This is a genomic window from Microbispora sp. GKU 823 (assembly GCF_002027145.1).
Classification (GTDB): domain Bacteria; phylum Actinomycetota; class Actinomycetes; order Streptosporangiales; family Streptosporangiaceae; genus Microbispora; species Microbispora siamensis.
The window spans coordinates 1-22,260 of sequence record NZ_MWJN01000017.1; the positions used below are offsets into that span (position 1 = coordinate 1).

The following is a 22,260-nucleotide window of genomic DNA, read 5'->3' on the forward strand; positions in this document are numbered from 1 at the left end:
GCGCGCCGTACGCCGCGAGGTCGGCCGCGCCGTGGACCAGGTCGGCCACCCGGGCGGCCAGGTCGGCGCGGGCCGGGGCGATCCGCGCCGACCAGCGCCGGGCGGCGGCGGCTCCCCGCGGGCAGCAGCACCCCGGCGACGAGCAGGCCGGCGGCGAGCACGAACGCGGCGGCGGGCAGCAGGAAGCCCGCGATGACGACGGCGGCGACGCCGGTGATCAGCGCGGCGGCGGCCGGCAGCAGGCAGCGGACGAGCAGGTCCTGCACGGCGTCGGTGTCGTCCACCATGCGGCTGAGCAGGTCGGCGCCGCGCTGGGGCAGCGGCCCTGCCGGGATCAGCGCCCGGTAGAGACGCTCGCGGGTGCCCGCCTGGGCGCGCAGCGCGACGTCGTGCCCGGCCAGGCGCTCGCCGTACCGGAACACGCCGCGGGTGGTGGCGAACGCCCGCACGGCCACGATCGCGACCGACAGCGCCGCCAGGGGCGGCTGCTCGGCGGCCCGCGTGATCAGCCAGGCGGCCGACGCGATGAGCGCGACCCCCGCGAGGTCGGCCGCCGCCCCGGCGAGCGCGGCGAGCACGAGCCGCCGTCCCATGCCGGTGCCGGTGACCACCGACAGCGGCGAGGCCACTGTGGCCGTCTCCGTGGCCGTCTTCGTGGTCGCCTCCGCGCGGCTCATCGGGCCTCCCCGCCCTGTATGGAGATCGGGGGGGCGGGAACCGGGGGGGACGAGGGCGCCGCCGTCGAGGCGGACGACCCGGTCGGCCAGGTCGATCATCGCCGGGCGGTGCGCGACGATGATCGCCGTACGGCCCTCCGCCAGCCTGCGCGTGGCCGCCACGATCGCCGCCTCGCTCCTGCCGTCGAGCCGCGCCGTGGGCTCGTCCAGCAGCAGCACCCGGGCGGCGGGGCGGCAGAAGGCCCTGGCCAGGCGACCCGCTGACGCTGGCCCGCCGACAGGTTCGCGCCGCGCTCGCCGAGCGGGGTGTCGTACCCCTGCGGCAGGGCGGCGGCGAACTCCGCCACCTGCGCCGCCTCCGCGGCGGCCCTGACCTCCTCAGGACCGGCCGCCGAACCGAGCGCGATGTTGTCGGCCACCGACGTCGCGAACAGGTGCGGGCGTTGTGGCACGAAGGCGAGCCGCCGCCGCCACTCGTCGAGGTCGAGGCCGGCCAGATCGGTCCCGTCCACCAGCACCCGCCCCTCCGACGGGTCACGAACCCGAGCAGCAGGTGCAGCAGCGTGCTCTTGCCCGCGCCGCTCGGGCCGACGATCGCCAGCCGCTCGCCCGGCTCGATGACCAGCGAGACGCGGTCGAGCGCGGTCTCCTCGCGGCCCGGGTAGCGCACGGTGACGTCCTCCAGCCGGATCTCCGGCGGTCCGCCGGCCGGCGCGGGCCGCCCCGCGCCGGCTGCCTTTCCCGTGCCCGTGGCGGCTCCGGCCGGTGCGGTCGCCTGCCCGGCCTCCTGCGGCGGGTTGATGACCGCGAACGCCTCGTCGGCGGCGGCGACGCCCTCCATGGCGGCGTGGAAGCGGGTGCCCATCGCGCGCAGCGGCAGGTACGCCTCCGGGGCGAGCAGCAGCACGAGCAGCGCCGTACGCAGGTCGAGCGAGCCCGACAGCAGCCGCAGCCCCACGGGCACCGCCACCAGCGCCAGCGACAGCGACGCCACGAGTTCGAGCACCAGCGACGACAGGAACGCCACCCGCAGCGTGCGCATCGTCGCGGCGCGGTGGGCCTCGGCGACCTCGCGGATCACCGACGCCTGGTAGCGGGCCCGGCCGAAGGCCCGCAGCGTGGGCAGGCCGCGCACGACGTCGAGGAAGTGGCCGCCGAGGCGGGCCAGCGCGCGCCACTGCCGTTCCGTCACGGTCTTGGTGGTCCACCCGACCAGCGCCCCGAAGATCGGGATCAGCGGCAGCGTGAGCACCACGATCACGGCGGTGGCCAGGTCGGCCACGAAGAGCCGGACCACGACCGCGACCGGCACGATCCCGGCCACGGCGACCGACGGCAGGTAGCCCGTCAGGTAGGGGTCGAGCGCGTCCAGCCCCCGGCCCGCGAGCGTCACCAGCTCACCCGACCGGTACGCCGGCCCGAGACCCTCCACCCGGCCGAGGAGCAGCCGCCGCAGCGCCGACTTGAGCGCGGTGGCCGCGCGGCCCGCGAGCACTCCCTGCGCCCATCCGAGCAGCCCGCGGCAGGCGACGACGAGCGCCAGGGGGAGCAGCGCGGCGATCGCGAACCGGCCGGACAGCACCCCGGCCAGCAGTTCCGCCTGCACGAGCACGAGCAGCCCGGCCACCACCGCCGCCGCCAGGGAGCAGGCGAGATGGATGCGGACGCTCCGCTCCGCGCGGGCCAGCCGGAGGAGATCCTTGTGCAACGGTCCCCAATCAGAAGAACGTCGGCAGCGCGCCCCTGGAGAAGGTGCGCCACACCCATACTTGCGCGCCCACGAGGATCGGGGCGACCGGGACCACCATGACACTGAGCACAGTCAGTGTCTGATCCGGGGCGGCGTTGCCGAGCATGTGGGCAGCCGCGGCCGCCATGACCAGGACCGCGGGCGCGGCGGCGGCGCAGGCCGACAGCAGCAGCGCCCGCCCGCTCCTGCCCGGGCCGTCCTGCAGGCGCCACGCTCCGAACGTGCGGCCGTGCCAGGCGAGCAGCGCGAGCAGCGCCACACCTCCCGCGATGCCCGCCGCGTCGAGGGGCGAGGCGGGCAGGCCGCGCGCGACGGCCACGAGGATCGCGCCCCAGGAGAGCGCCAGCCCCGCAGAACCCGCGCAGAGCGCGCCGTCCCACACCAGACGCCAGGCGGCGCCGCCGGACCTGCGGCGGAACCACAGCCCCGCGTCGCGCACGATCCACGCCAGCAGCAGGGCGACGACGAGGGGGTACAGGCGGCTCAGCGCCTGGCCCTCCAGCACGGGGAACGCGCCGAACAGCACGCCGGCGAGCGCGACCAGCCACACCTCGTTGGCGAGCACGAACGGGGCCATCGCGCCGACGAGGCGGTCGCGGGCGGCGGGGGAGCGGCCGAGCACGGGCAGCAGCACGCCGAGGCCGATGTCGAAGCCCTCCAGGGCGAAGTAGCCGGCCAGCAGGACGGCGAACGTGAGGAACCAGAAGATGTCCATGGGAGCGTGTCCTCTAGAGCGAGTGGGCGGGGACGGGCTCGGCGGTGACGGGAAGGTCCGCGGCGCCGAGCGCGACCTGTCCCGGGCCACGCCGTACGGCACGGGCGATGAGGACGTAGTCGACGAGGGCGAGCAGCCCGAGCACGCCCGCGAAACCCGCGAAGGAGGCGGTGATGTCCGCGCGGGTCAGCCCGGGGGTGAGGGCGTCGGCCACGGAGAGCTTGCCGTACACCAGCCAGGGCTGGCGGCCGACCTCGCGGACGATCCAGCCGGCGATCGCCGCGACGAACGGCAGCGGGGTCATGACCATGAGGAGGGGGTGCAGCCAGCGCCAGCGGGCCAGCAGGTCGCGGATGAGCAGCGGCGCCAGCACGAACATCACGGCGAACTGGACGAGCTGCCCGATCGTGATCATGAGTCCGAGCGCGGTGCCGGGGATCACGCCGTGGAACTTGTCCGGCTGGACGGAGCCGACCGGCCCGAACTGGGCGTAGCCGAACCCGACGGTGAACAGCGACCCGATGAAGGCGGTCAGCACGCCGATGCGCAGGGAGCGGGTGAAGAACTCCCGCTCGGGGGTGCGCCGGAACAGGTGGTAGGCGCTGGCGCCCATCACGACGAACCCGCCGGTCCACAGCCCGGCGCTCAGCACGTGGGGGAGCGCGAAGACGAGGGTCGGATTGGTGAACAGCGCGCCGAAGTCGCGCAGCACGAGCCGCCCGCCCATCTCGGCCGAGCCCGCCGGGTTCTGCAGGAAGGAGTTGGCGACCATGATGAACAGCGCCGAGGCGTACGCCGTCAGCGTCACCAGCCAGATGCACGCCACGTGGAGCCCGCGCGGCAGCCGGTGCCAGCCGAAGATCCACAGGCCCAGGAACGTGGACTCCAGGAAGAAGGCCAGCAGCGTCTCCATGGCCAGCGGCGCGCCGAACACGTCGCCCGCGTAGTGCGAAAGGCCGCTCCAGCTCAGCCCGAACTGGAACTCCATCACGAGCCCGGTGACGATGCCGAGCGCGTAGTTGATCACGTAGATCTGCCCCCAGAAGCGGGTCATCCGCTCGTGCAGGGGGTTCCCGCCGATGGCGTACCGGGTGTGCATGATCGCCACCAGCGGGGCCAGCCCGAGCGTGAGCACGACGAACAGGAAGTGGAGGCTTCCGGTCACGGCGAACTGCAGCCGGGCGAGGCCGACGATGTCCATTGATTTCTCCATGCGTAGGCTGTCTACATATAGACAGCCTACATATAGACTTGGCCGTGTGAAGAACCGGGATAGGCTGCGGGCGTGAACGCCGATGCGCTCCGGGGCCATATGGACGCCCTGCTGCTCTCCGTGCTGGAGCGCGAGCCGCTGCACGGCTACGCGATCATCGAGGCGCTGCGCGAGCGCAGCGGCGGCGCACTCGACGTGCCGACGGGCACGGTCTACCCCGCGCTGCGCAGGCTGGAGCGGGCCGGGCTGCTCGCCGGCGAGTGGGCCTCCGACGGGGGGCGCAAACGGCGGACCTACCGCCTCACCGACGCCGGGCGCAAGGCGCTGGCGGGGGAGCGGTCGGCCTGGCGGTCGTTCACGACCGCCATAGGGAGCGTTCTCGACCCGCTGCGCTGAGATCCGCTGTACTGAGCGCGGAGACCGCCCTGGTGCAACGCAGGCAGTGCGCGGCGCTGTACAGCTGCCACACGCTGAGCGCGTAGCTGACCGCGGACACGGCCAGCCCGGGGAGGTAGGCGCTGAACCCCACAGGGCCGTGGGCGGCCGCCGCCAGCGTCAGCCCCATCGCCCCGATCAGCGGCGTCTGGATCCAGACGAACAACCCCAGCCACCGGGTGAGCCGCGCGGGCCGGCGGACGCGCCGCGCCCCTCGGCCGAACGCGAGCAGCGCGACGCCGCCCATCACGCCCACGCTGAGCTGGAGCAGATCCACAGTCCTGGCCAACAGCCCGAACCACACCGGTTTGATCTCGTCGACATGCGGGCTCTCGGGGAAGATTCGCCAGATCACCGCCCACATGAACGCGATGAGCGGCACGCTGAGGAACAGCAGCGCGGCCGTGCGGCGACCCTGGCTCACCGTCAGCTCCCCCTGGAAGCCCGGCGCGACCTCGGGCACCGTCCCGAAGTCGGCGACCGCCAGCCGCTCGGCCTCGGCCCGGGGGACCCCCTCGCTCTCGTACGCCTCGGCCGCGTCGAGCAGGCTGTCGCGCGCCTCGGCCAGCAGGTCGCGCTTGGCGCCGCCCGGGCCCCGCAGCGCATGGCGCATCGACGCGACGTACTCGTCGATCGGACCCGCGTTCCCCATCGTCCCTCCCCGGTCTGCGGCAAGCGTACGGCCGGGGCACCCGGAGGCGCATCAGGGTGATCCCTGACCTGGGCCCAAGGTCCCCGTGTGGCCCGAGCCGTGGAGCGGGCAACGAGACGGTCAGCGGGCGCCTCCGGATCGGCAAAGGGGGGGAGCGGCACCGCTCCGGTTCGCAGATACCCTGTCCTCAGATGAGGCCCGGCCCCCAAAACATGGCCCTGTCCCTTTTGGGGCGCGAGGGACCAGGGGTTTTTCTGGGTACAGGGATGCTCATGGGCGGTGTCTTCTGACCGTTTCGCCGCGGCAACACCCTGTTAACCCTGGTCGGCGAGACTGAGAGCGGAGAGCGAGGCGGAACGTGAACCAGCCGAAGATCGTGGTGGGCATCAACGGGTCGATGGCGTCGCAGGCCGCACTGCGGTGGGCCGCCGCCGAGGGTTCGCTGCGCGGTGCGCGGGTCGAGGCGGTGTACGCCTGGGAGTGGACGGGCGGGCTGCACGCCCACTACGCGCCGATCGCGAGCCGCACCTCACGTGAGGACGAGCACAGGACCGCTCTCGACGTCGCCGCCCAGGCCGTCGCCGAACTCGGCGAGCGCCACGTCGAGCCGGTTGTCGTCGAGGGTCCGCCGGCCCAGGTGCTGCTGCGCGCGACCGATGGCGCGGACCTGCTGGTGCTGGGCGCGCACGAGGCCGAGTCCGAGCCGTACCCCGTGCTCAACCCGGTCGTCTCCGCCTGCCTGCTGCGGGCCAGGTGCCCGGTCGTCGTCGTGCTGCCGGGCATGGAGCACGACCGCCGTCCCGGAGTGCTCGCCGGCAGCCGGGCCTGATCCCGCCGGGGCCGGATGTCCCTCCGGTCTCGGGACTTTCCGCCCTGCCGGACCGTGCGGCCCGGGCGGAGCATGAGGGCATGGAACCCAACAGCCCGGCCGGTGGCCCAGCCACCAACCCGGGCATCGTCGTCGGGTACGACGGGTCCGACTTCGCCATGCAGGCGCTCGACTGGGCGATGGACGAGGCCGAGTTCCGGGACTCGCCCATCACCGTCTGCCACGCCTGGCAGTCGCCGTACGGCGCGGGCGAGGAGGAGGCGCGCAAGTCCCTGCACCACGCGGCCGAGCACGTGCTGTGGCACGGCGCCGAGTGCGCCCGGCAGTGCACCAGCGGCGTCCGGGTGCGGGAGGACCTGTTCGAGGGGCCGGCCTCCGACCGGCTCGTCGCGCTGTCGGAGACGGCCGACCTGGTCGTCGTGGGATCGCGCGGCCTGAGCGGGGCGGCCCGCCGGGTGATGGGTTCGGTCGCGGGGCACGTCGCGACGCACGCGCTCTGCCCGGTGATCGTGGTCCGCGGCACGGGGTCGCTGCCGCACCGCAGGCACCCCGGCCCCATCGTCGTGGGCGTCGGCGGCGGCGACGACCACGTCCTCGCCTTCGCCTTCCGCGAGGCCGCCCTGCGCGCGCTGCCGCTGATCGCGGTGCACGCCTGGCGCTACCCGGCCGCCGCCTGGAGCGCGGGCATGGCGCCCATGGTGATGTCCGACGTCCCAGGCAGGGAGGCCGTCGAGGCCCTGGAAGCCGCCGTGAGGCCCTGGCGTGCGCGATACCCCGACGTGCACACCCTGCTCCAGTCCGGCGAGGGGCCAGTGCTCGACGTGCTGGCCGACGCCTCTCCCGGTGCGACCATGCTGGTCGTCGGCGCGACCCGCGCCAGGGGGATGCTCGGCAGGCTCGGCTCTGTCACCCGGCCGCTGATCGACGCGGTCACCTGTCCGGTGGCAGTCGTCCACTGCTGACCGGGGGATCCGGAGAGGACCGTCCGGATGGGACCGATCCATCCCGAACCGCGACGCGCAAGGGCAGCACGCCTACGGATACGACGTCAGGCAATCGGCAAATCCATACAAGCTTGTGTTAAAGACACTTATTGGTCCTGGTGTCGCGGTGGTCTACCCCTAAAGTCCGGGACATGCGTGCTCTATCCCGGGCCTTTCCCGATGACCACCACGGTGGCCGCGACACGAGACGTGGCGCGAGACGCGGCGCCCGCGCGGTCGCCGCGCTCGCGGCCGCCGGTCTCCTGACCGCCGGCGTCACGGTCGCGTCGCCGCGCCGCCTCGGCCGAGCCGGGCGCCGTGGTGATCAGCCAGGTGTACGGAGGCGGCGGCAACTCCGGCGCCCCCTACACCAACGACTACGTCGAGCTGTTCAACCGCGGCACCGCCGCGATCTCGCTGGACGGCTGGTCCCTCCAGTACACCAGTGCCACCGGGACCGGCCAGTTCGGCTCCCAGAAGCAGAACCTGTCGGGCTCGCTCGCCCCCGGCCAGTATCACCTCGTCCAGCTTTCCGCCGGATCGACGCCGAGCGGTACGCTGCCGTCCGCCGACACCGTCGGCAACCTCAGCCTGAGCGCCACGGCCGGCAAGGTCGTCCTGGTCCGCTCGACCGAGGGCCTCGCCTGCAACGGCGGCTCCTCGCCCTGCACGCCCGAGCAGACCGCGCAGATCGCCGACCTCGTCGGGTACGGCACGGCCAACTACTTCGAGGGCTCGGCGGCGGCCCCGGGCCTGAGCAACTCCACCGCCGCGGTGCGCGCGGGCGGCGGCTGCGCGGACACCGACGACAACGCCGCGGACTTCGCCGCGGGCACGCCCGCGCCGCGCAACACCGCGACGCCCCCGGCTCCCTGCGGCGTCGCCTCGCCGTCGCCGTCCACCTCGCCATCCGCCTCGCCGAGCGCCTCACCGTCCGCGTCGCCCTCGGTGTCGCCCTCCGCCTCGCCGTCGCCCACGCCCAGCACGGTCCCGTGCGACGTGCCGCCGAACCGGCAGATCGCCGAGGTCCAGGGCAGCGGCGCCGCCTCCCCGCTCGTGGGGCAGACCGTCCGGGTCGAGGGAATCGTGACCGGCGACTTCCAGGAGACCGGCCAGCAGAGCGGCTTCTACTTCCAGGACCCGACGCCCGACGCCGACCCGGCCACCTCCGACGGCCTGTTCGCGTTCGCCCGGGCGTCGTTCAAGGACGTCAAGGTCGGTGACCGGGTGCTCGTCACCGGCCGGGTCACCGAGTTCAACGGGCTCACCGAGCTGTCCCCGGTCACGGCCGTGGACGTCTGCGGCACCGGGACGATCACGCCGAAGGCCTACGACCTGCCGCGGGCCGACGGCGCCACCTTCGAGCCGTACGAGAACGTGCTCGTGACCTTCCCCGAGCCGCTGACCGTGACCGACCACTACAACCTCGGCCGGTTCGGCGAGGTGACGGTCGCCGCCGGCGGCCGGCTGTTCCAGCCGACCGACCGTGACGGTGTGAGCCCCGCGCTGGACGCCCGCAGGTCGCTGCTCGTCGACGACGGCTCCAACACCGAGAACCCGGCCACCATCCCGTACACGACGCCGCAGGTCGTCCGCCTCGGCGACACCGCCGTGGGCGTCACCGGCGTGCTGAGCTACGGCTTCGGGGCCTACCGGCTGGAGCCGACCAAGCAGATCACCTTCCTGCGGACCAACCCCCGGCTGCCGGCGCCTCTGCCGGTCGGCGGGAACGTCCGCGTCGCGAGCCTCAACACGCTCAACTGGTTCACGACGCTCGACTCGCGCGGCGCCGACACCGCGGAGGAGCAGCAGCGGCAGCTCAAGAAGATCGTCGCCACGCTCAAGGGCCTCGACGCCGACGTCGTCGGGCTCATGGAGGTCGAGAACAACGGCCAGACCGCCGTCAACGCGCTGGTCGACGCCCTGAACGCGGAGGTGGGCGCGGGCACGTACGCCGCCCTGACCCACCCCTACCCGGGCAGCGACGCCATCCACGTCGCCGCGATCTACAAGCCGGCGAAGCTGACCCCCGTCGGGGAGACGCGGTCCTCGACCGATCCCGTCTTCCGCCGGCCGCCGCTGATCCAGACCTTCCGCCGGGTGGGCGGCGGTCAGCCGTTCACGCTGCTCGTCAACCACTTCAAGTCGAAGGGCTGTGACGAGGAGGCCACCGGCGGCGACGCCGACCAGGGCGACGGGCAGAGCTGCTACAACGCCGAGCGCGTACGGCAGGCCAAGGCCGTGCTGGGCCTCATCGACTCGATGGACCTGCCGAACCCGCTGGTGATCGGCGACCTCAACGCGTACGGCGAGGAGGATCCGATCCACACCCTGGAGGCCGGCGGCCTGACCAGCCTGTCCAAGCGGTTCGTCCCCGCGGCGCAGCGCTACAGCTACCTGTTCAACGGGCTGTCGGGCGAGCTCGACCACGCGATGGCCGGCAAGCAGCTCGTCAAGCGGGTGACCGGGGCGACCATCTGGCACGTCAACGCCGACGAGCCGCGCATCCTCGACTACAACCTGGAGTTCAACCCGCCGAGCCTGTACCGGCCCGACGCGTTCCGCTCCTCCGACCACGACCCGCTGCTGATCGGGCTGAACCTGCCCGGCGGCAAGGGCTGACGATCCGCACGCGAAGGGGCCCCCGGCGACGGGGGCCCCTATCGCAGGTCAGGCGTTGGGATCGACGAAGTCCCGCTTGGTCTCCGGCGGCTCGCCCGGCTTGCCGCCGAGACGCGGGTAGCGCAGGTCGAAGGCGGGCCGCTCGGACCGGATCGGCGGGATCGACACGAAGTTGTGGCGCGGCGGCGGGCAGGACGTCGCCCACTCCAGCGAGTTGGAGTGCCCCCACGGGTCGTTCACCGTCACCTTCTCCCCGTGCCGTACGGTCCACCAGATGTTGTAGAGGAACGGCAGGGTGGACAGCCCGAGCAGGAACGCGCCGATGCTCGACATCTGGTGCATCCAGGTGAAGCCGTCGCTGGCCGCGTAGTCGCCGTACCGCCGCGGCATGCCCTGCGCGCCGAGCCAGTGCTGGATGAGGAACGTCATGTGGAACCCGATGAACAGCATCCAGAAGTGGATCTTTCCGAGCGGCTCGTTCAGCATCCTCCCGGTCAGCTTGGGCCACCAGAAGTAGAAGCCCGCGAACATGGCGAAGACCACCGTGCCGAACACCACGTAGTGGAAGTGGGCGACCACGAAGTAGGTGTCGGTCACGTGGAAGTCCAGCGGCGGCGACGCCAGGATCACCCCGGTCAGGCCGCCGAGCAGGAACGTCACGAGGAATCCCACGGACCACAGCATCGGCGTCTCGAACGTGAGATGGCCCCGCCACATCGTGCCGGTCCAGTTGAAGAACTTCACCCCCGTGGGCACGGCGATCAGGAACGTCATCAGCGAGAAGAACGGCAGCAGCACGTTCCCGGTGGCGAACATGTGGTGCGCCCACACGGTGACCGACAGCGCGGTGATCGCGATCGTCGCGCCGACCATCCCGACGTACCCGAACAGCGGCTTGCGGCTGAAGACCGGGATCACCTCGGTGACGATGCCGAAGAACGGCAGCGCGATGATGTAGACCTCCGGATGGCCGAAGAACCAGAACAGGTGCTGCCAGAGGAGCGGCCCGCCGGTCTGGGGGTCGTAGATGTGGGCGCCCAGCTTGCGGTCGATCTCCAGTGCCAGCAGCGCGGCGGCGAGCACCGGGAAGGCGATCAGCACGAGGATCGAGGTGAAGAACACGTTCCACGTGAAGATCGGCATCCGGAACATCGTCATGCCCGGGGCGCGCATGCACATGATCGTCGTGATGAAGTTGACCGAGCCGAGGATGGTCCCGAGGCCGGACAGGGCCAGGCCCATGATCCACAGATCCCCGCCGAGCTGCGGGGTGAACGGCGCGGCCGACAGCGGAGTGTAGCCCGTCCAGCCGAACGTCGGCGCCCCGCCCGCGAAGTACGACCCGACGACCATCAGGCCGCCGAAGAGGAACAGCCAGTAGCTCGCCATGTTCAGCCTGGGGAACGCCACGTCCGGAGCGCCGATCTGCAGCGGCATGATCGCGTTGGCGAACCCGGCGAACAACGGCGTCGCGAAGAACAGCAGCATGATGGTGCCGTGCAGCGTGAACAGCTGGTTGTACTGCTGCAACGTGACGAACTGCATGCCGGGCTCGAAGAGCTCCGCCCGGATGACCATCGCCTGCAGGCCGCCGACCAGGAAGAAGAAGAACGTGGCGACGAAGTAGAGGTTGCCGATCACCTTGTGGTCCGTGCTCGACAGCCATGAGGCGATCCGGGCGCCCGGGCCCTTCGGGGCCGCCAAGTCGGTTGGCCGTACGGCATGAGTCGTCATCCGGGGCTCCTTCTAGGTCAAGGAGGTCTCCTGCCCAATCACACGAGGCTCATCACGAAATGGAATGCTGGGATTGTCCGGCTGGTTATGCCCGCTGAAGACCGAGCGAAAGGAGTCGCCCGTGGCGACCATCGAGGTAACCGAGAAGAACTTCAACGACATCGCCGACAACGGCATCGTACTGCTCGATTTCTGGGCCTCCTGGTGCGGCCCCTGCCGGTCCTTCGCGCCGATTTTCGAGAAGGCGTCCGAGGAGCACAAGGACATCACCTTCGGCAAGATCGACACCGAGGCGCAGCCCGCCCTGTCGGAGGGCTTCGAGATCACCGCGATCCCGACGATCATGGCGATCCGCGACGGCATCGTGGTGTTCGCCCAGCCGGGCGCCCTTCCCGCGCCCGCGCTCGACGACCTGATCCGGCAGTTGCGCGCGCTCGACATGGACGCCATCCGCGCCCAGATCGAGGCGGAGGCCAAGAACAGCTGAGGCGTCGGGCTGTGCCCGCAAACGGAAACCGCCGTCACCCCGTCCGAGTGATCGGAGGGCGACGGCGGATTCAGACGGCCCGATCAGGCGATGCAGATCAGCTCGACCGGTACAGCTCCGCGACGCGGAAGGCGAGGTCGAGCGACTGACCGCGGTTGAGGCGGGGGTCGCACGCGGTCTCGTACCGCAGCGCCAGGTCCTCCTCCACGATCGCGTGCCCGCCGCCCACGCACTCGGTCACGTCGTCGCCGGTGAACTCGATGTGGATGCCGCCGGGGTGGGTGCCGAGCGCGTGGTGCACCTCGAAGAACCCCGCGACCTCGTCCAGCACGTCGTCGAGGCGGCGGGTCTTGTGGCCGCTCGGCGCCTCGAAGGTGTTGCCGTGCATCGGGTCGCACACCCAGGCCACCGTGGCGCCGCTCGCGTTGACCTTGTCCACCAGCGTCGGCAGCGCGTCGCGAACCTTGCCCGCGCCCATCCGCGTGATGAAGGTGAGCCGCCCGGGCTCGTTGTCCGGGTTGAGCTTGTCGATCAGCGCGATGGCCTCTTCCGGCGTGGTCGTCGGGCCGAGCTTCACGCCGATCGGGTTGCGGATGCGGCTGAAGAACTCGACGTGCGCCCCGTCGAGCTGCCGGGTGCGCTCGCCGATCCACACCATGTGCGCCGACACGTCGTACGGCAGGCCCGTGCGCGAGTCGATCCGGGTGAGCGCCCGGTCGTAGTCGAGGATCAGGGCCTCGTGGGAGGAGTAGAACTCCACGGTGTGGAACTCCTCGGGCTCGGCGCCGCAGGCCCGCATGAACGAGAGCGCCTGGTCGATCTCCCGCGCGAGCTGCTCGTAGCGCCGGCCCGCCGGGGACTCAGCGACGAAGTCCTGGTTCCAGGCGTGGACCTGACGCAGGTCGGCGTAGCCGCCCTTGGTGAAGGCCCGCGTGAGGTTCAGCGTGACCGCCGCCGAGTGGTAGGCGCGCAGCAGCCGGTTCGGGTCGGGTCGGCGGGACTCGGCGGTGAAGTCGAAGCCGTTGACCATGTCGCCCCGGTAGGCCGGAAGCTCCACGCCGTCGCGGATCTCCATGGGCTTGGACCGCGGCTTGGCGAACTGCCCCGCGAGCCGCCCGATCTTCACGACCGGGACGCGGCCGGCGTAGGTCAGCACGATCGCCATCTGCAGCAGCGTCTTGAGCTTGTTGCGCACGTTCTCGGCCGTCGCGCCCGCGAAGGTCTCGGCGCAGTCGCCGCCCTGCAGGACGAACGCCTCCCCGCGCGCCACGGCGGCCATGCTGTCCTTGAGCTGGTCGCACTCGCCGGCGAACACCAGCGGGGGCAGGGACGCCAGCTCCGCGACGACCTTGTCCAGCTCGCCGCGGTCGGGCCAGTCCGGCTGCTGGGCCGCGGGGAGATCACGCCAGGTGTCCAGGGCGCTCGAGGTGTCCAGGGCACTCAAGGTGTCGGGGTTCGTTGCGCTCACGGGAACCAAGGTTATTGCACCACGTCCCGTGTGGGCCCCTTCCTGTCCATTTGCTGAGATCTTTTTTCTCGCGGCGGAAGACGTACGTGCTCGGGCAGCACGCCGAGCCCGATGAACCGGGGCAGCAGCGAGCGCACCACCGGCACACGGGTGAGGTCGGGGATCGGCCCCACGGGACCGGCGAGCGCGGGCCGGATGAGGCGTTCCTGCACCACCCGCTGCGCGGTCTGCACGACGACCGTGGGCACCTTCCTGCGGCGCTCCACCCGGGCGAGCAGCGCGTCGGGGGCCCGGCCGCGCAGCAGGGCCGGGCCGACGATGTTGGCGGCCGCGACCGCGTCCTGCACCGCGAGGTTGATCCCGACGCCGAACACCGGCGACATCGCGTGGGCCGCGTCGCCGATCAGCAGCAGCCCGGGCAGGTGCCAGCGCGTGAGCCGGTTCAGTTCGACGCTGAGCACGCCGGCCTCGTCGAAGCCGTGCAGCTCGGAGGTCCTGCCGCCGAGGAAGGGCAGCAGCCGTTCCACCTCGCGGCGCAGCCCGTCGACGCCCTTCGCCTCGAGTGCGGCGAAGCCGCCCTTCGGGATGACGTAGGCGAGCTGCCAGTACGTCTCCCTGTTGATGGCGACCATGAGCCGTCCGGCCGACGCCCGCAGGAACGGCTGCTCGGGGTCGTCCTCCGCCCGCGGCAGGCGGAACCAGACGACGTCCATCGGGGCGCCGAACCGTCTCGGCGCCAGGCCCGCCGCCCGCCGTACGTCGGAGTGCCGGCCGTCGGCGGCGACCGTGAGCACGGCCCGTATCTCGTGCTCCTCGCCCCGCTCGTCGCGGTAGCGCACCCCGCGGATCGCGCCGTCGTGCCGTACGAGATCGACGACCTTGGCGTTCATCAGGAGGTGGAAGTTGGGATACGCGGCCGCCTCGCGGGTGAGGAGGTCGAGGAAGTCCCACTGCGGGACGAAGGCGATGTACTGGTACTTGCCCGGCAGGCGCCGCAGGTCGGCGACGGGCACCTGACCGTCGTCGGTCCGCATGGACATCTCGTACGCCTTGCGGTGCGGCAGCCGGTGGAACGCCTCGGCCAGGCCGATCTCGTCCAGGACCTGGAGGGTCGAGGGATGGATGGTGTCACCGCGGAAGTCACGCAGGAAGTCCGCGTGCTTCTCCAGCAATGTGACGTCGACGCCCGCGCGGGCCAGGAGCAGCGCGAGCATGGCCCCCGCGGGCCCGCCGCCCGCGATCACACATGTCGTCTCCATAATTCATCACCCGCTGAAATTATCTCATGCGGGGGACCGGTCCGCCAGATGTGGGCCTACCGGAGCGCGTGCGGGACCGCTATTTTGTGATCAATGGAGTCGGCCGTCTGGAGTCCGCTGTGAGTGCTCGTGTCAGTCACCTGCCCCGCGTCGCGGCCGGGGCGATGGTCCTGTCCCTGGTGGCGTCGCTGACCGTCGGAGCGCCCGCGGCCCTCGCCGCGACCGGCGACTCCGAGCCGCACACCGGCAACGGGTGCGGCTCGCAGTCCCTCACGCTGGAGGCGTGACTCCCGTTCTCTTTCTCTTTCCGGTCCCGGGCGCTCAGACGCGGGCGTGGGGGGCGGCCTGGCGCTGCCCGCCCTCCCGGTGTCCCGCACGCAGCACGTCCAGGCAGGCGACCAGTGACCGCGTGGTGATGTCCCTGGTGGGGGCGTAGGACTCCTCCGGATACTGCCTCGGGCCGTCCTCCACCAGCATGATCAGATAGAGGTAGACCCGGTAGAGGGCGATCCGGAGGCGGGCGGCGTGGTCCAGCGTCAGCGGGCCGCCCTCCTGCCGGTAGCCGGCGAGCATCGGATCGTCCTCGCGCAGCTCGCCGAAGATGGTGGGGGTGACGAAGTCGGCCAGCGGATCGCCCCAGAACGCCCTCTCGTGGTCGATGAGCGCCTGGACGCGCTTGTCGCCGCTCAGGAACACGTTGCCCGGCCACATGTCGAAGTGCACCAGCGACGGGGTGGTGACCTGGTCGAGGACGTGCGCGTTCATGTGGACGAGCCCGACGATCTCCACGATCGTCGCGGGGAGCGGGGTGTTGTAGTAGACCGCGTCGTCGAGCAGCGCGCCGATCATGACGAGGAACGCCTCCCGCCAGGTCCGGCCGGTCAGCCCCGCGTACGGGTAGCCGAAGACGCCCGTGCCCGGGATGGCGTGGAGGCGGGCGAGGTGGCGGCCCAGCTCGAACCGCAGCGCGCTCTCCTCCGCGGGGCTGAGCGACGTCCGGTTCCACGGCACCCCGTCGAGCGCGGACAGGATGAGGTAGTCGCCGCCGAGCAGCGGGTCGTCGAACGACGCCTTGAGCAGGTCGGGCATCGGCAGCCCCACGGGCTGGGCGAGGTGGTAGACCATCGCCTCGGTGCGCAGCAGGTGCCGCTCGTAGGCCAGCAACCTCAGGTCGGGCGGCGGCCCGAGCTTCAGCACCACCTGACGTCCGTCGTCGAGGCCGAGCCGCCAGACGGCGTTGGCGAAGCCGTCGGTGAGCTCCTCCGACGAGGTCACCCCGCAGCCCAGCGCGTCACGGGTGATCTCGTCGAGCTGCGCGGGGGACAACCGCCTTTTCGTCCTGCTGTCCATTCAGCCTTCCAATGACGGAGTGGTGACCGCGATGGTCCACGTGGCCTCGTGCTTGTCCCCCGGCTGCAAAACGATCAGATCCGTGCCCGAGTTGAACGCGTCGGGCGGGCAGGTCATCGGCTCCACGGCCAGCCCCCGGTGGCCGAGCCACGTGCCGGTGCAGATCTGGACCCACGGCATCACCGCCGGGTCCCAGGTGAGCTCCACCCCGCCCTCGGGCCCGAGCACACGCACGCGCCCCTCCGTCACGCCCGTGAAGGCGTGGTCGACGGCGGTGTCCCCGATCACGCGCGGCGTCCTGAAGTCGTACGGCGTTCCCGCGACCTCCACCAGATCGGTGGGGGCGAGCAGGTCGTCGGTGAGCAGCACCCGCCCGGCCGGCAGGCCGAGCTCGTAGGCGGTGACGTCGGGGCCGGCCAGCAGCCACGGGTGCGGCCCGCAGCCGTACGGCGCCGCCGTCTCGCCCACGTTCTGCGCCGTCAGCGTGGTCGACAGGCCCTCCTCGGACACCGAGTGCCGCACCTCCAGGGCGATCCTGTGCGGGTAGCCTTCGGTGGGCTCCACGACGTGCGTCAGCCGTACGTGGCCGTGGTGGTCCTCGACCGACAGCAGCTCCGCGCACTTCCAGTCGAGCTCGGCCACGAGGCCGTGCAGGGCGTGGCCGCGGTCGGGCTCGTTCACCGGCAGGTGGCGGCGCTGCCCCTCGAAGACGTACGTGCCGCCGACCACGCGGTTCGGCCACGGAGCCAGGATGGTGCCGCTGTAGTAGGGGACCGGCCCGCCTTCCGGCCAGCTCGTCACCAGTTCGCGGCCCTCGTGGAGCAGCGCCCGGAGCGCGCCGCCCCGCTCGCTGATCGTGGCCTGGTATCCGCCGCCGGCAATCGTGTAATCGGGCACGGGGGAGTCCTCTCGCTGACGCGACGTCAAGAAGCGGGTCATCTGACGGTATGCAGGGACTTTATCCCAGCTCATCGCCCTTGATCCAAGCGGGGTGGGAGAATGGTGGGAGCGCTCCCATAGCGGGTAAAGCTAAGTCTTTTCGGCGGGCGCGTCAACTTATTCTCGGGATTATCGCTTAGATCGGTATAACGGCACCGATTTGCCGCAGACCGGTTCTCATATGCACGTGCATGGGCGATCGCCCACCACTCCGTGCTGAAAGTTTCAGCTGCTCCGGACGGCCGTCATCGCGCCGCCGTACAACGTCCCCCGGGCGCGCGAATACACGCGGCCGGGTGTGCGCCATGCCGCGGGAAATGGCCGGGGGAATGGCCGGTGGAATCGCGCCGCGACGCCCCGGCGCGGACCGGCCACCGCACCGGACGGGACCGGATTCCGCATGGCGGGTCGCCGGCGCGGCGGCGGCGCTGCGCGCCGGGAGAAGACCGGGACGGCGGCGGGAAGTCCGCCGCCCGATAACAGGCACGGCGCGTCGCGCACCCAGCCTGTCACCGGGCCTGTCACCGGGCCTGTTATCGGGCCGCGCGGGCCCGGACGGGTCTCAGCGCAGCTCGCCGCTCTTCACGACGTCGCGGTACCAGAGCGCGCTGTCCTTCGGGGTGCGCTTCTGCGTCGTGTAGTCCACGTACACGATGCCGAACCGCTGGCTGTATCCCTCGGCCCACTCGAAGTTGTCCAGCAGCGACCACACGTGGTAGCCCTCGACCTGGGCCCCGGCCTCCATCGCGCGGTGCATCGCGCTCAGGTGGTCGCGCAGGTAGGCGATCCGCCGCTCGTCGCGGACGCGGCCGTCGGCGTCGACCCCGTCCACGACGGCCAGGCCGTTCTCGGTGATGACCATCGGCACGCCCGGGTAGTCGCGCTGCACCCGGACGAGGATGTCGTGCAGGCCCTCGGGGTAGATCTCCAGCCACTCGGCCTGGGCCCGCTCGTGCAGGAAGACCCGCTCGCCCTTGCCGTCCACGAAGACCGGCGTGTAGTACTGCACGCCGAGCACGTCGATGGGCTCGCTGATGATGCCGAGGTCCCCGTCGAGGATGTGGTCGGCCATCGGGCCGCGCTCGGAGATCCAGCGCAGCGTGTCCTCGGGGTAGCGGCCCTTGAAGATGGGGTCGAGGTAGAGCCGGTTCTCCAGCCCGTCCTGGTGGTGGGCGGCCTCGCGCGCCTCCGGTGTGTCGTCGGCCGGGTAGGTGGGGTGCAGGTTGAGCGCCGGCCCGATGCGGCGTCCGGGGTGCCGCTCGTGCAGCACCCGCGAGGCGAGGCCGTGGGCGAGCAGCAGGTGGTGGCAGGCGACGAACGCGCGCGCGTCGTCCTTGAACCCCGGCGCGTGGCTGCCGAAGCGGTATCCGCAGTCGACCACGGTCTTGGGCTCGTTGATCGTCAGCCAGTCCCTGATCTCCAGGGCGTCGAAGCAGATCTCGGCGTACTCGGCGAAGCGTTCGGCCGTGTCCCGGTTCTCCCAGCCCCCTCGGTCCTGCAGCTCCTGCGGCAGGTCCCAGTGGAAGAGCGTGGCCATCGGCCGGACGCCGCGTTCTGCCAGCCCGTCCACGAGCCGGCGGTAGAAGTCGAGGCCCTTCTGGTTGGGCTTGCCCGAGCCGGTCGGCTGGATCCGCGGCCAGGCGATGGAGAAGCGGTAGCTGCCCAGGCCCAGATCGGCGATGAGGTCCAGGTCCTCGTTGTAGCGGTGGTAGTGGTCGGCGGCGTGCTCCCCGCTGTCACCGTCGCGTACGTTGCCGGGGACCGCGCAGAACGTGTCCCACACCGAGGGCCCGCGGCCGTCCTCCGTGGTCGCGCCCTCGATCTGGTACGCCGCGGTGGACGCGCCCCAGACGAAGTCGGCCGGAAACCGTGCGGGTGAGTTCATGGCTTCATCCATTCTCGGTGAGGAATCGCGCGGGTGATTCGAGCGCCGTGCGGAGTTCGCCGAGGAACTCCGCGGCATCGCGACCGTTGATGAAACGGTGGTCGTATGCGAGGCCTATTGTGGCGGTCTTGCGTACGGCGAAGCCCGATCCGTCCGGGACGACCTCCGAGCGCGGCGCGGTCAGCGCCAGCGCGCACGTCTGGCCGGGAAAGACGATCGGGACGGCGAACACGATGCCGTCGTGCGTGTGCAGGGTGAGCGTGATGGCGCCTCCCTGGAGGTCGCGTTCCCGGAACGACCCGGTGAGCGCCGTCTTGCGGAAGCCGACCAGGTCGCCGGCGATGTCCGCGAGCGGCCGGTTGCCCGCGTCGCGGACGACCGGGATGAACAGCCCGCGGCCCACGTCGACGGTGACGCCCACGTCGGCGGTGGCGGCCCTTCTCGCCCGCGGGCCGGGGCCGGGCTCGGCGAAGAACATCGGGAAGCGGTCGAGCAGCCCGCCGACCGCCTTCACCACCATCTCGGGCAGGCCGACCAGGGTGCGCAGCCGGCGGGTGAGGTCGCGGGCGAGCGACAGGACCTCGGTCACGTCGGCGTTCATCGCCGTGAAGGCCGCGGGGATCTCGCGCCGGGACCGCTCGACGACCTCGGCCGTCCGCTGCTGCGCCCGCGACAGCGTGATCCACTGTGCGTCGTCGTCCCCGCCCTCGTCGCCCCGCCCTCGTCGTTCGTGGCCGGGGCGTCGTCCGCGACGGCGGCGGGTGAGGACGCCTGGCCGCCGAGAAGTTCCTCGACGTCGGTCCGCCTGATCACCTTCCGGCCGAGGGCGTACACCCTCTCCATGGCGATGCCGTGCGCCTCGATCAGTTCGCGCGCGGGCGCCGTGACGACGACGCCGGAGGCGTCGCCGGACGGCGCCGGGGTCTGCGGCCCGCCCGGGTGCTCGTCCGCGGCCTTCCCCGCGGCCTCCTGAGCGGGCCCGTCCGCGGTCTCCCCGGGGGCCTCGTCCGCGGACCCGAGCAGGCGGGCGATCACCTGCCCGGGCTCGCATTCGGCCCCCTCGGCGAGCAGTCGCCGCAGGACGCCGTCCGCCGGCGCCTCGACCTCCTCGGTCGCCTTGGACGTCTCAAGCAGCACGATCGGATCGCCGTCCCGCACCGCCTGCCCGTCCTCGGCCAGCCACTCGACCAGGACGTACGCCGTGTCGTTGTTGTTGAGCTTGGGCACCCGGAAGTCGGTCACGACAGGCCCTCCCTGACCGCGGCCCTGATGCTGTCGGCCTGCACGAGCACCTCGCGTTCCAGATGGGGGGGCGGCGGGGATCACCCCGTCCGCCGAGTTGACCAGTGTGATCGGGCGGCGCAGGCGGCCCCACAGGCGCGGGTAGAGCGCCGTGGCCACCTCGGCCGCCCAGCTGCCGCCCTCGGTCCCGTCGTCGACGACGCACACGTGCCGCGCGTCCTCCAGCCCCGGCAGACGGGGCACGGGGTAGAGCTGGGCGGGCACCAGCAGCTCGCAGACCAGGTCGTCTTCGAGGAGCAGCGCCCGCATGGCGTCGAGCGCCCGGTGGACGAGCCCGCCATGGGTGATCAGAGTGCAGTCGGGCCGGCCCGCGCCGTCGAGGTACACCCGCGCCACGTCGTCGACCAGCTCGAACCGGAACAGGTCGTCGGTGCGGTACATCTGCCGCGTGTACAGGACCTTGTCCTCGAAGAACAGGCAGGGCCGCGCCAGGCCGAACATCCGGGCGAACAGCTCGCCCGCGTCGTGGAACGGCGTCATCTCGAACAGGGACAGCCCCGGCACGCCGATGAAGTGCTTCTGCGGATTCTGGCTGTGGGTCGGGCCGTAGCCGCGGTTTCCGCCCGTGGGGCAGCGCACCACGAGCGGCAGAGGCACGGGCCTGCCGTACATGGAGGTGGACTTGGCGGCGAAGTTCGTGATCTGGTCGAACGCCAGCGCCACGAAGTCGGAGAACATGATCTCGACGATGGCCTTGTCGCCGGCCAGGGCCAGCCCGGCCCCGACCCCGGCGATCGCGCCCTCGCTCAGCGGCGTGGACCTCACCCGGGAGCCGAAGCGGTCGGACAGTCCCTGGGTGACCTTGAACGCGCCGCCGTAGGGGTCGCTGACGTCCTCGCCGAGCAGGTGGACCGAGGGGTCGGACTCCATGAGATCGTGCAGCGCCTGGTTGAGGTGCTCGGAGACCCTGGTCACGCCGATCCTCCCGGCCGGGAGTGGGGGCGGGCGGAGACCTCGGCGACCACCCGTTCGACGAGCTCTCGCTGCTCCCGGTCGATCCGGGCGAACCGCTCGGGATCGGCCTCGGCGTACCGGTCGTACCAGTCGGACTCCCGGGCCCGGCGGATCTCCTCGGGCGGGCGGGTGTCGTCGCCCTTGCTGTGCGGTCCGAGGCGGTGCGTGGCGAACTCGACGACCAGCGGGGACGGCTCGGCCCGCACGGTGTCGACCAGCGGGGCGAGGGCCTCCCTGATCTCGCCCACGTCGGTGGACGTGACGTGGTGGTGGCGGACGCCGAAGGCCGCCGCCCGGGCGGCGATGGTGCCGGCCATCTGCGTGGACGTCGGGGTCGACTGGGCGATGCCGTTGTGCTCGACCACGACCAGCAGCGGCACCCGCCACAGGGACGCCATGTTCAGCGCTTCGTAGACGGCGCCCTCACCCCAGGTGCCGTCTCCGATGTACGCGCAGGCCAGCGCTCCCGAGCCGGCCAGCTTCAGGGCCACCCCGGTCGCCACGGGCAGGCTCTCGCCCTGCACCCCGGTGGACAGGAAACGCCGGTGGTAGATGTGCTGGCTGCCGCCGACGCCCCCGCACAGCGCGCCCTCCCGCCCCATGATCTCTGCGAGCAGTCCGTGCGGGTCGGGATGGCGGGCGAGGAAGTGACCGTGCCCCCGGTGGTTGCTGAACACGAAGTCGTCGTCGCGGAGCAGGGCCGACAGCGCGACCGGGATGTACTCCTGCCCGAGACAGGTGTGGGTGGTGCCGCTCAGCACGCCCTGCTCGAACAGGCGGAGCAGGGCGCGTTCGAAGTGCCTGATGAGGAGGAGTGAGCGGAGATCCCCGTCGTTGAGGGCATGCCGCGGGCTCCGGGCCGGTGCAGCGGTGACGATCACAGGTGGTCCGCTCCTGGTGCGTCTCTGGTCGAGGGCGCGCTCGACGCCGGGCCCCGCTGCCAGGGACAGGAGCACCACAGCATCCATTGACAGGAGCGCCAGCGTCCATTCACAGGAGCGCCGGC

General features: G+C 71.7%; 18 protein-coding genes and 2 pseudogenes. 6 read left to right on the forward strand and 14 right to left on the reverse strand.

Going from position 1 to position 22,260, the window contains the following annotated elements; genetic code table 11:
- Nucleotides 1–772: 772 nt before the first annotated feature.
- The 4 genes and pseudogenes from B1L11_RS53875 to B1L11_RS11715 form a co-directional block, all read right to left on the reverse strand.
- Nucleotides 773–1,278 (reverse strand): annotated as a pseudogene (locus B1L11_RS53875) (ATP-binding cassette domain-containing protein).
- Nucleotides 1,279–1,638: 360 nt separating this feature from the next.
- Nucleotides 1,639–2,490 (reverse strand): annotated as a pseudogene (locus B1L11_RS11705) (ABC transporter transmembrane domain-containing protein); the annotation flags it as partial.
- Entirely contained in the window at nt 2,396–3,142 is a 747-nt protein-coding gene (locus tag B1L11_RS11710; protein WP_079314500.1) for a cytochrome d ubiquinol oxidase subunit II, read from the reverse strand. The gene B1L11_RS11710 and the pseudogene B1L11_RS11705, both read right to left, overlap by 95 nt.
- Nucleotides 3,143–3,155: 13 nt before the next feature.
- Entirely contained in the window at nt 3,156–4,343 is a 1,188-nt protein-coding gene (locus B1L11_RS11715) for a cytochrome ubiquinol oxidase subunit I (RefSeq protein WP_079314501.1), read from the reverse strand.
- Between the two features lie 84 nt (nt 4,344–4,427).
- Between B1L11_RS11715 and B1L11_RS11720 the strand changes: the two genes are divergently transcribed.
- Nucleotides 4,428–4,751 (forward strand): helix-turn-helix transcriptional regulator, encoded by a 324-nt coding sequence (locus B1L11_RS11720; RefSeq protein WP_076436494.1) that lies wholly within the window; start codon nt 4,428–4,430, stop codon nt 4,749–4,751.
- Here B1L11_RS11720 and B1L11_RS11725 read toward each other — a convergent pair.
- Nucleotides 4,711–5,442 (reverse strand): permease prefix domain 1-containing protein, encoded by a 732-nt coding sequence (locus B1L11_RS11725; RefSeq protein ID WP_079314502.1) that lies wholly within the window; start codon nt 5,440–5,442, stop codon nt 4,711–4,713. The genes B1L11_RS11720 and B1L11_RS11725 overlap by 41 nt on opposite strands.
- Nucleotides 5,443–5,800: 358 nt before the next feature.
- Between B1L11_RS11725 and B1L11_RS11730 the strand changes: the two genes are divergently transcribed.
- The 3 genes from B1L11_RS11730 to B1L11_RS11740 all read left to right on the forward strand — a co-directional run bounded on the left by B1L11_RS11730 (nt 5,801) and on the right by B1L11_RS11740 (nt 9,876).
- Nucleotides 5,801–6,271: a universal stress protein gene (locus tag B1L11_RS11730; protein WP_079314503.1), complete on the forward strand. Its 471-nt coding sequence runs from the start codon at nt 5,801–5,803 to the stop codon at nt 6,269–6,271.
- A gap of 80 nt (nt 6,272–6,351) precedes the next feature.
- Nucleotides 6,352–7,233 (forward strand): universal stress protein, encoded by an 882-nt coding sequence (locus B1L11_RS11735; RefSeq protein WP_079314504.1) that lies wholly within the window; start codon nt 6,352–6,354, stop codon nt 7,231–7,233.
- Between the two features lie 339 nt (nt 7,234–7,572).
- Nucleotides 7,573–9,876 (forward strand): ExeM/NucH family extracellular endonuclease, encoded by a 2,304-nt coding sequence (locus B1L11_RS11740; RefSeq protein WP_143737197.1) that lies wholly within the window; start codon nt 7,573–7,575, stop codon nt 9,874–9,876.
- Nucleotides 9,877–9,924: 48 nt separating this feature from the next.
- On the opposite strand, the gene ctaD is transcribed toward B1L11_RS11740, so the two are convergent.
- Nucleotides 9,925–11,610, reverse strand: coding sequence for a cytochrome c oxidase subunit I (ctaD, locus tag B1L11_RS11745; protein WP_079314505.1), 1,686 nt, complete (start codon nt 11,608–11,610; stop codon nt 9,925–9,927).
- Nucleotides 11,611–11,731: 121 nt separating this feature from the next.
- Here ctaD and B1L11_RS11750 point away from each other — a divergent pair, with 121 nt between their 5' ends.
- Nucleotides 11,732–12,097, forward strand: coding sequence for a co-chaperone YbbN (locus tag B1L11_RS11750; protein ID WP_079314506.1), 366 nt, complete (start codon nt 11,732–11,734; stop codon nt 12,095–12,097).
- Between the two features lie 97 nt (nt 12,098–12,194).
- On the opposite strand, the gene B1L11_RS11755 is transcribed toward B1L11_RS11750, so the two are convergent.
- Nucleotides 12,195–13,532: a class II 3-deoxy-7-phosphoheptulonate synthase gene (locus B1L11_RS11755; RefSeq protein WP_372974666.1), complete on the reverse strand. Its 1,338-nt coding sequence runs from the start codon at nt 13,530–13,532 to the stop codon at nt 12,195–12,197.
- A gap of 44 nt (nt 13,533–13,576) precedes the next feature.
- Nucleotides 13,577–14,824, reverse strand: a complete 1,248-nt coding sequence (locus B1L11_RS11760) for an FAD-dependent oxidoreductase (RefSeq protein WP_079314507.1) — start codon at nt 14,822–14,824, stop codon at nt 13,577–13,579.
- A 119-nt stretch (nt 14,825–14,943) separates the two neighbouring features.
- Here B1L11_RS11760 and B1L11_RS46720 point away from each other — a divergent pair, with 119 nt between their 5' ends.
- Nucleotides 14,944–15,111 (forward strand): hypothetical protein, encoded by a 168-nt coding sequence (locus B1L11_RS46720; RefSeq protein WP_161627906.1) that lies wholly within the window; start codon nt 14,944–14,946, stop codon nt 15,109–15,111.
- A gap of 34 nt (nt 15,112–15,145) precedes the next feature.
- On the opposite strand, the gene B1L11_RS11765 is transcribed toward B1L11_RS46720, so the two are convergent.
- The 6 genes from B1L11_RS11765 to B1L11_RS11795 form a co-directional block, all read right to left on the reverse strand.
- Nucleotides 15,146–16,174, reverse strand: a complete 1,029-nt coding sequence (locus tag B1L11_RS11765; protein WP_079314508.1) for a phosphotransferase family protein — start codon at nt 16,172–16,174, stop codon at nt 15,146–15,148.
- A complete protein-coding gene (locus tag B1L11_RS11770; protein ID WP_256862437.1) occupies nt 16,175–17,071 on the reverse strand; it encodes an aldose 1-epimerase family protein in 897 nt (298 codons plus the stop codon).
- A gap of 604 nt (nt 17,072–17,675) precedes the next feature.
- Nucleotides 17,676–18,998: a GH1 family beta-glucosidase gene (locus B1L11_RS11775; protein ID WP_218671053.1), complete on the reverse strand. Its 1,323-nt coding sequence runs from the start codon at nt 18,996–18,998 to the stop codon at nt 17,676–17,678.
- Nucleotides 18,999–19,002: 4 nt separating this feature from the next.
- Nucleotides 19,003–19,680 carry a 2-oxo acid dehydrogenase subunit E2 gene (locus B1L11_RS45095; protein WP_143737203.1) on the reverse strand — a complete coding sequence of 226 codons (678 nt, stop codon included), beginning with the start codon at nt 19,678–19,680 and terminating at the stop codon, nt 19,003–19,005.
- Nucleotides 19,596–21,215, reverse strand: coding sequence for a biotin/lipoyl-containing protein (locus B1L11_RS50395; protein WP_256862438.1), 1,620 nt, complete (start codon nt 21,213–21,215; stop codon nt 19,596–19,598). The genes B1L11_RS45095 and B1L11_RS50395 overlap by 85 nt, the downstream gene beginning before the upstream one ends.
- Nucleotides 21,212–22,210, reverse strand: a complete 999-nt coding sequence (locus tag B1L11_RS11795) for a thiamine pyrophosphate-dependent dehydrogenase E1 component subunit alpha (protein WP_256862439.1) — start codon at nt 22,208–22,210, stop codon at nt 21,212–21,214. Before B1L11_RS11795 ends, B1L11_RS50395 begins: the two co-directional genes overlap by 4 nt.
- Nucleotides 22,211–22,260: the final 50 nt, after the last annotated feature.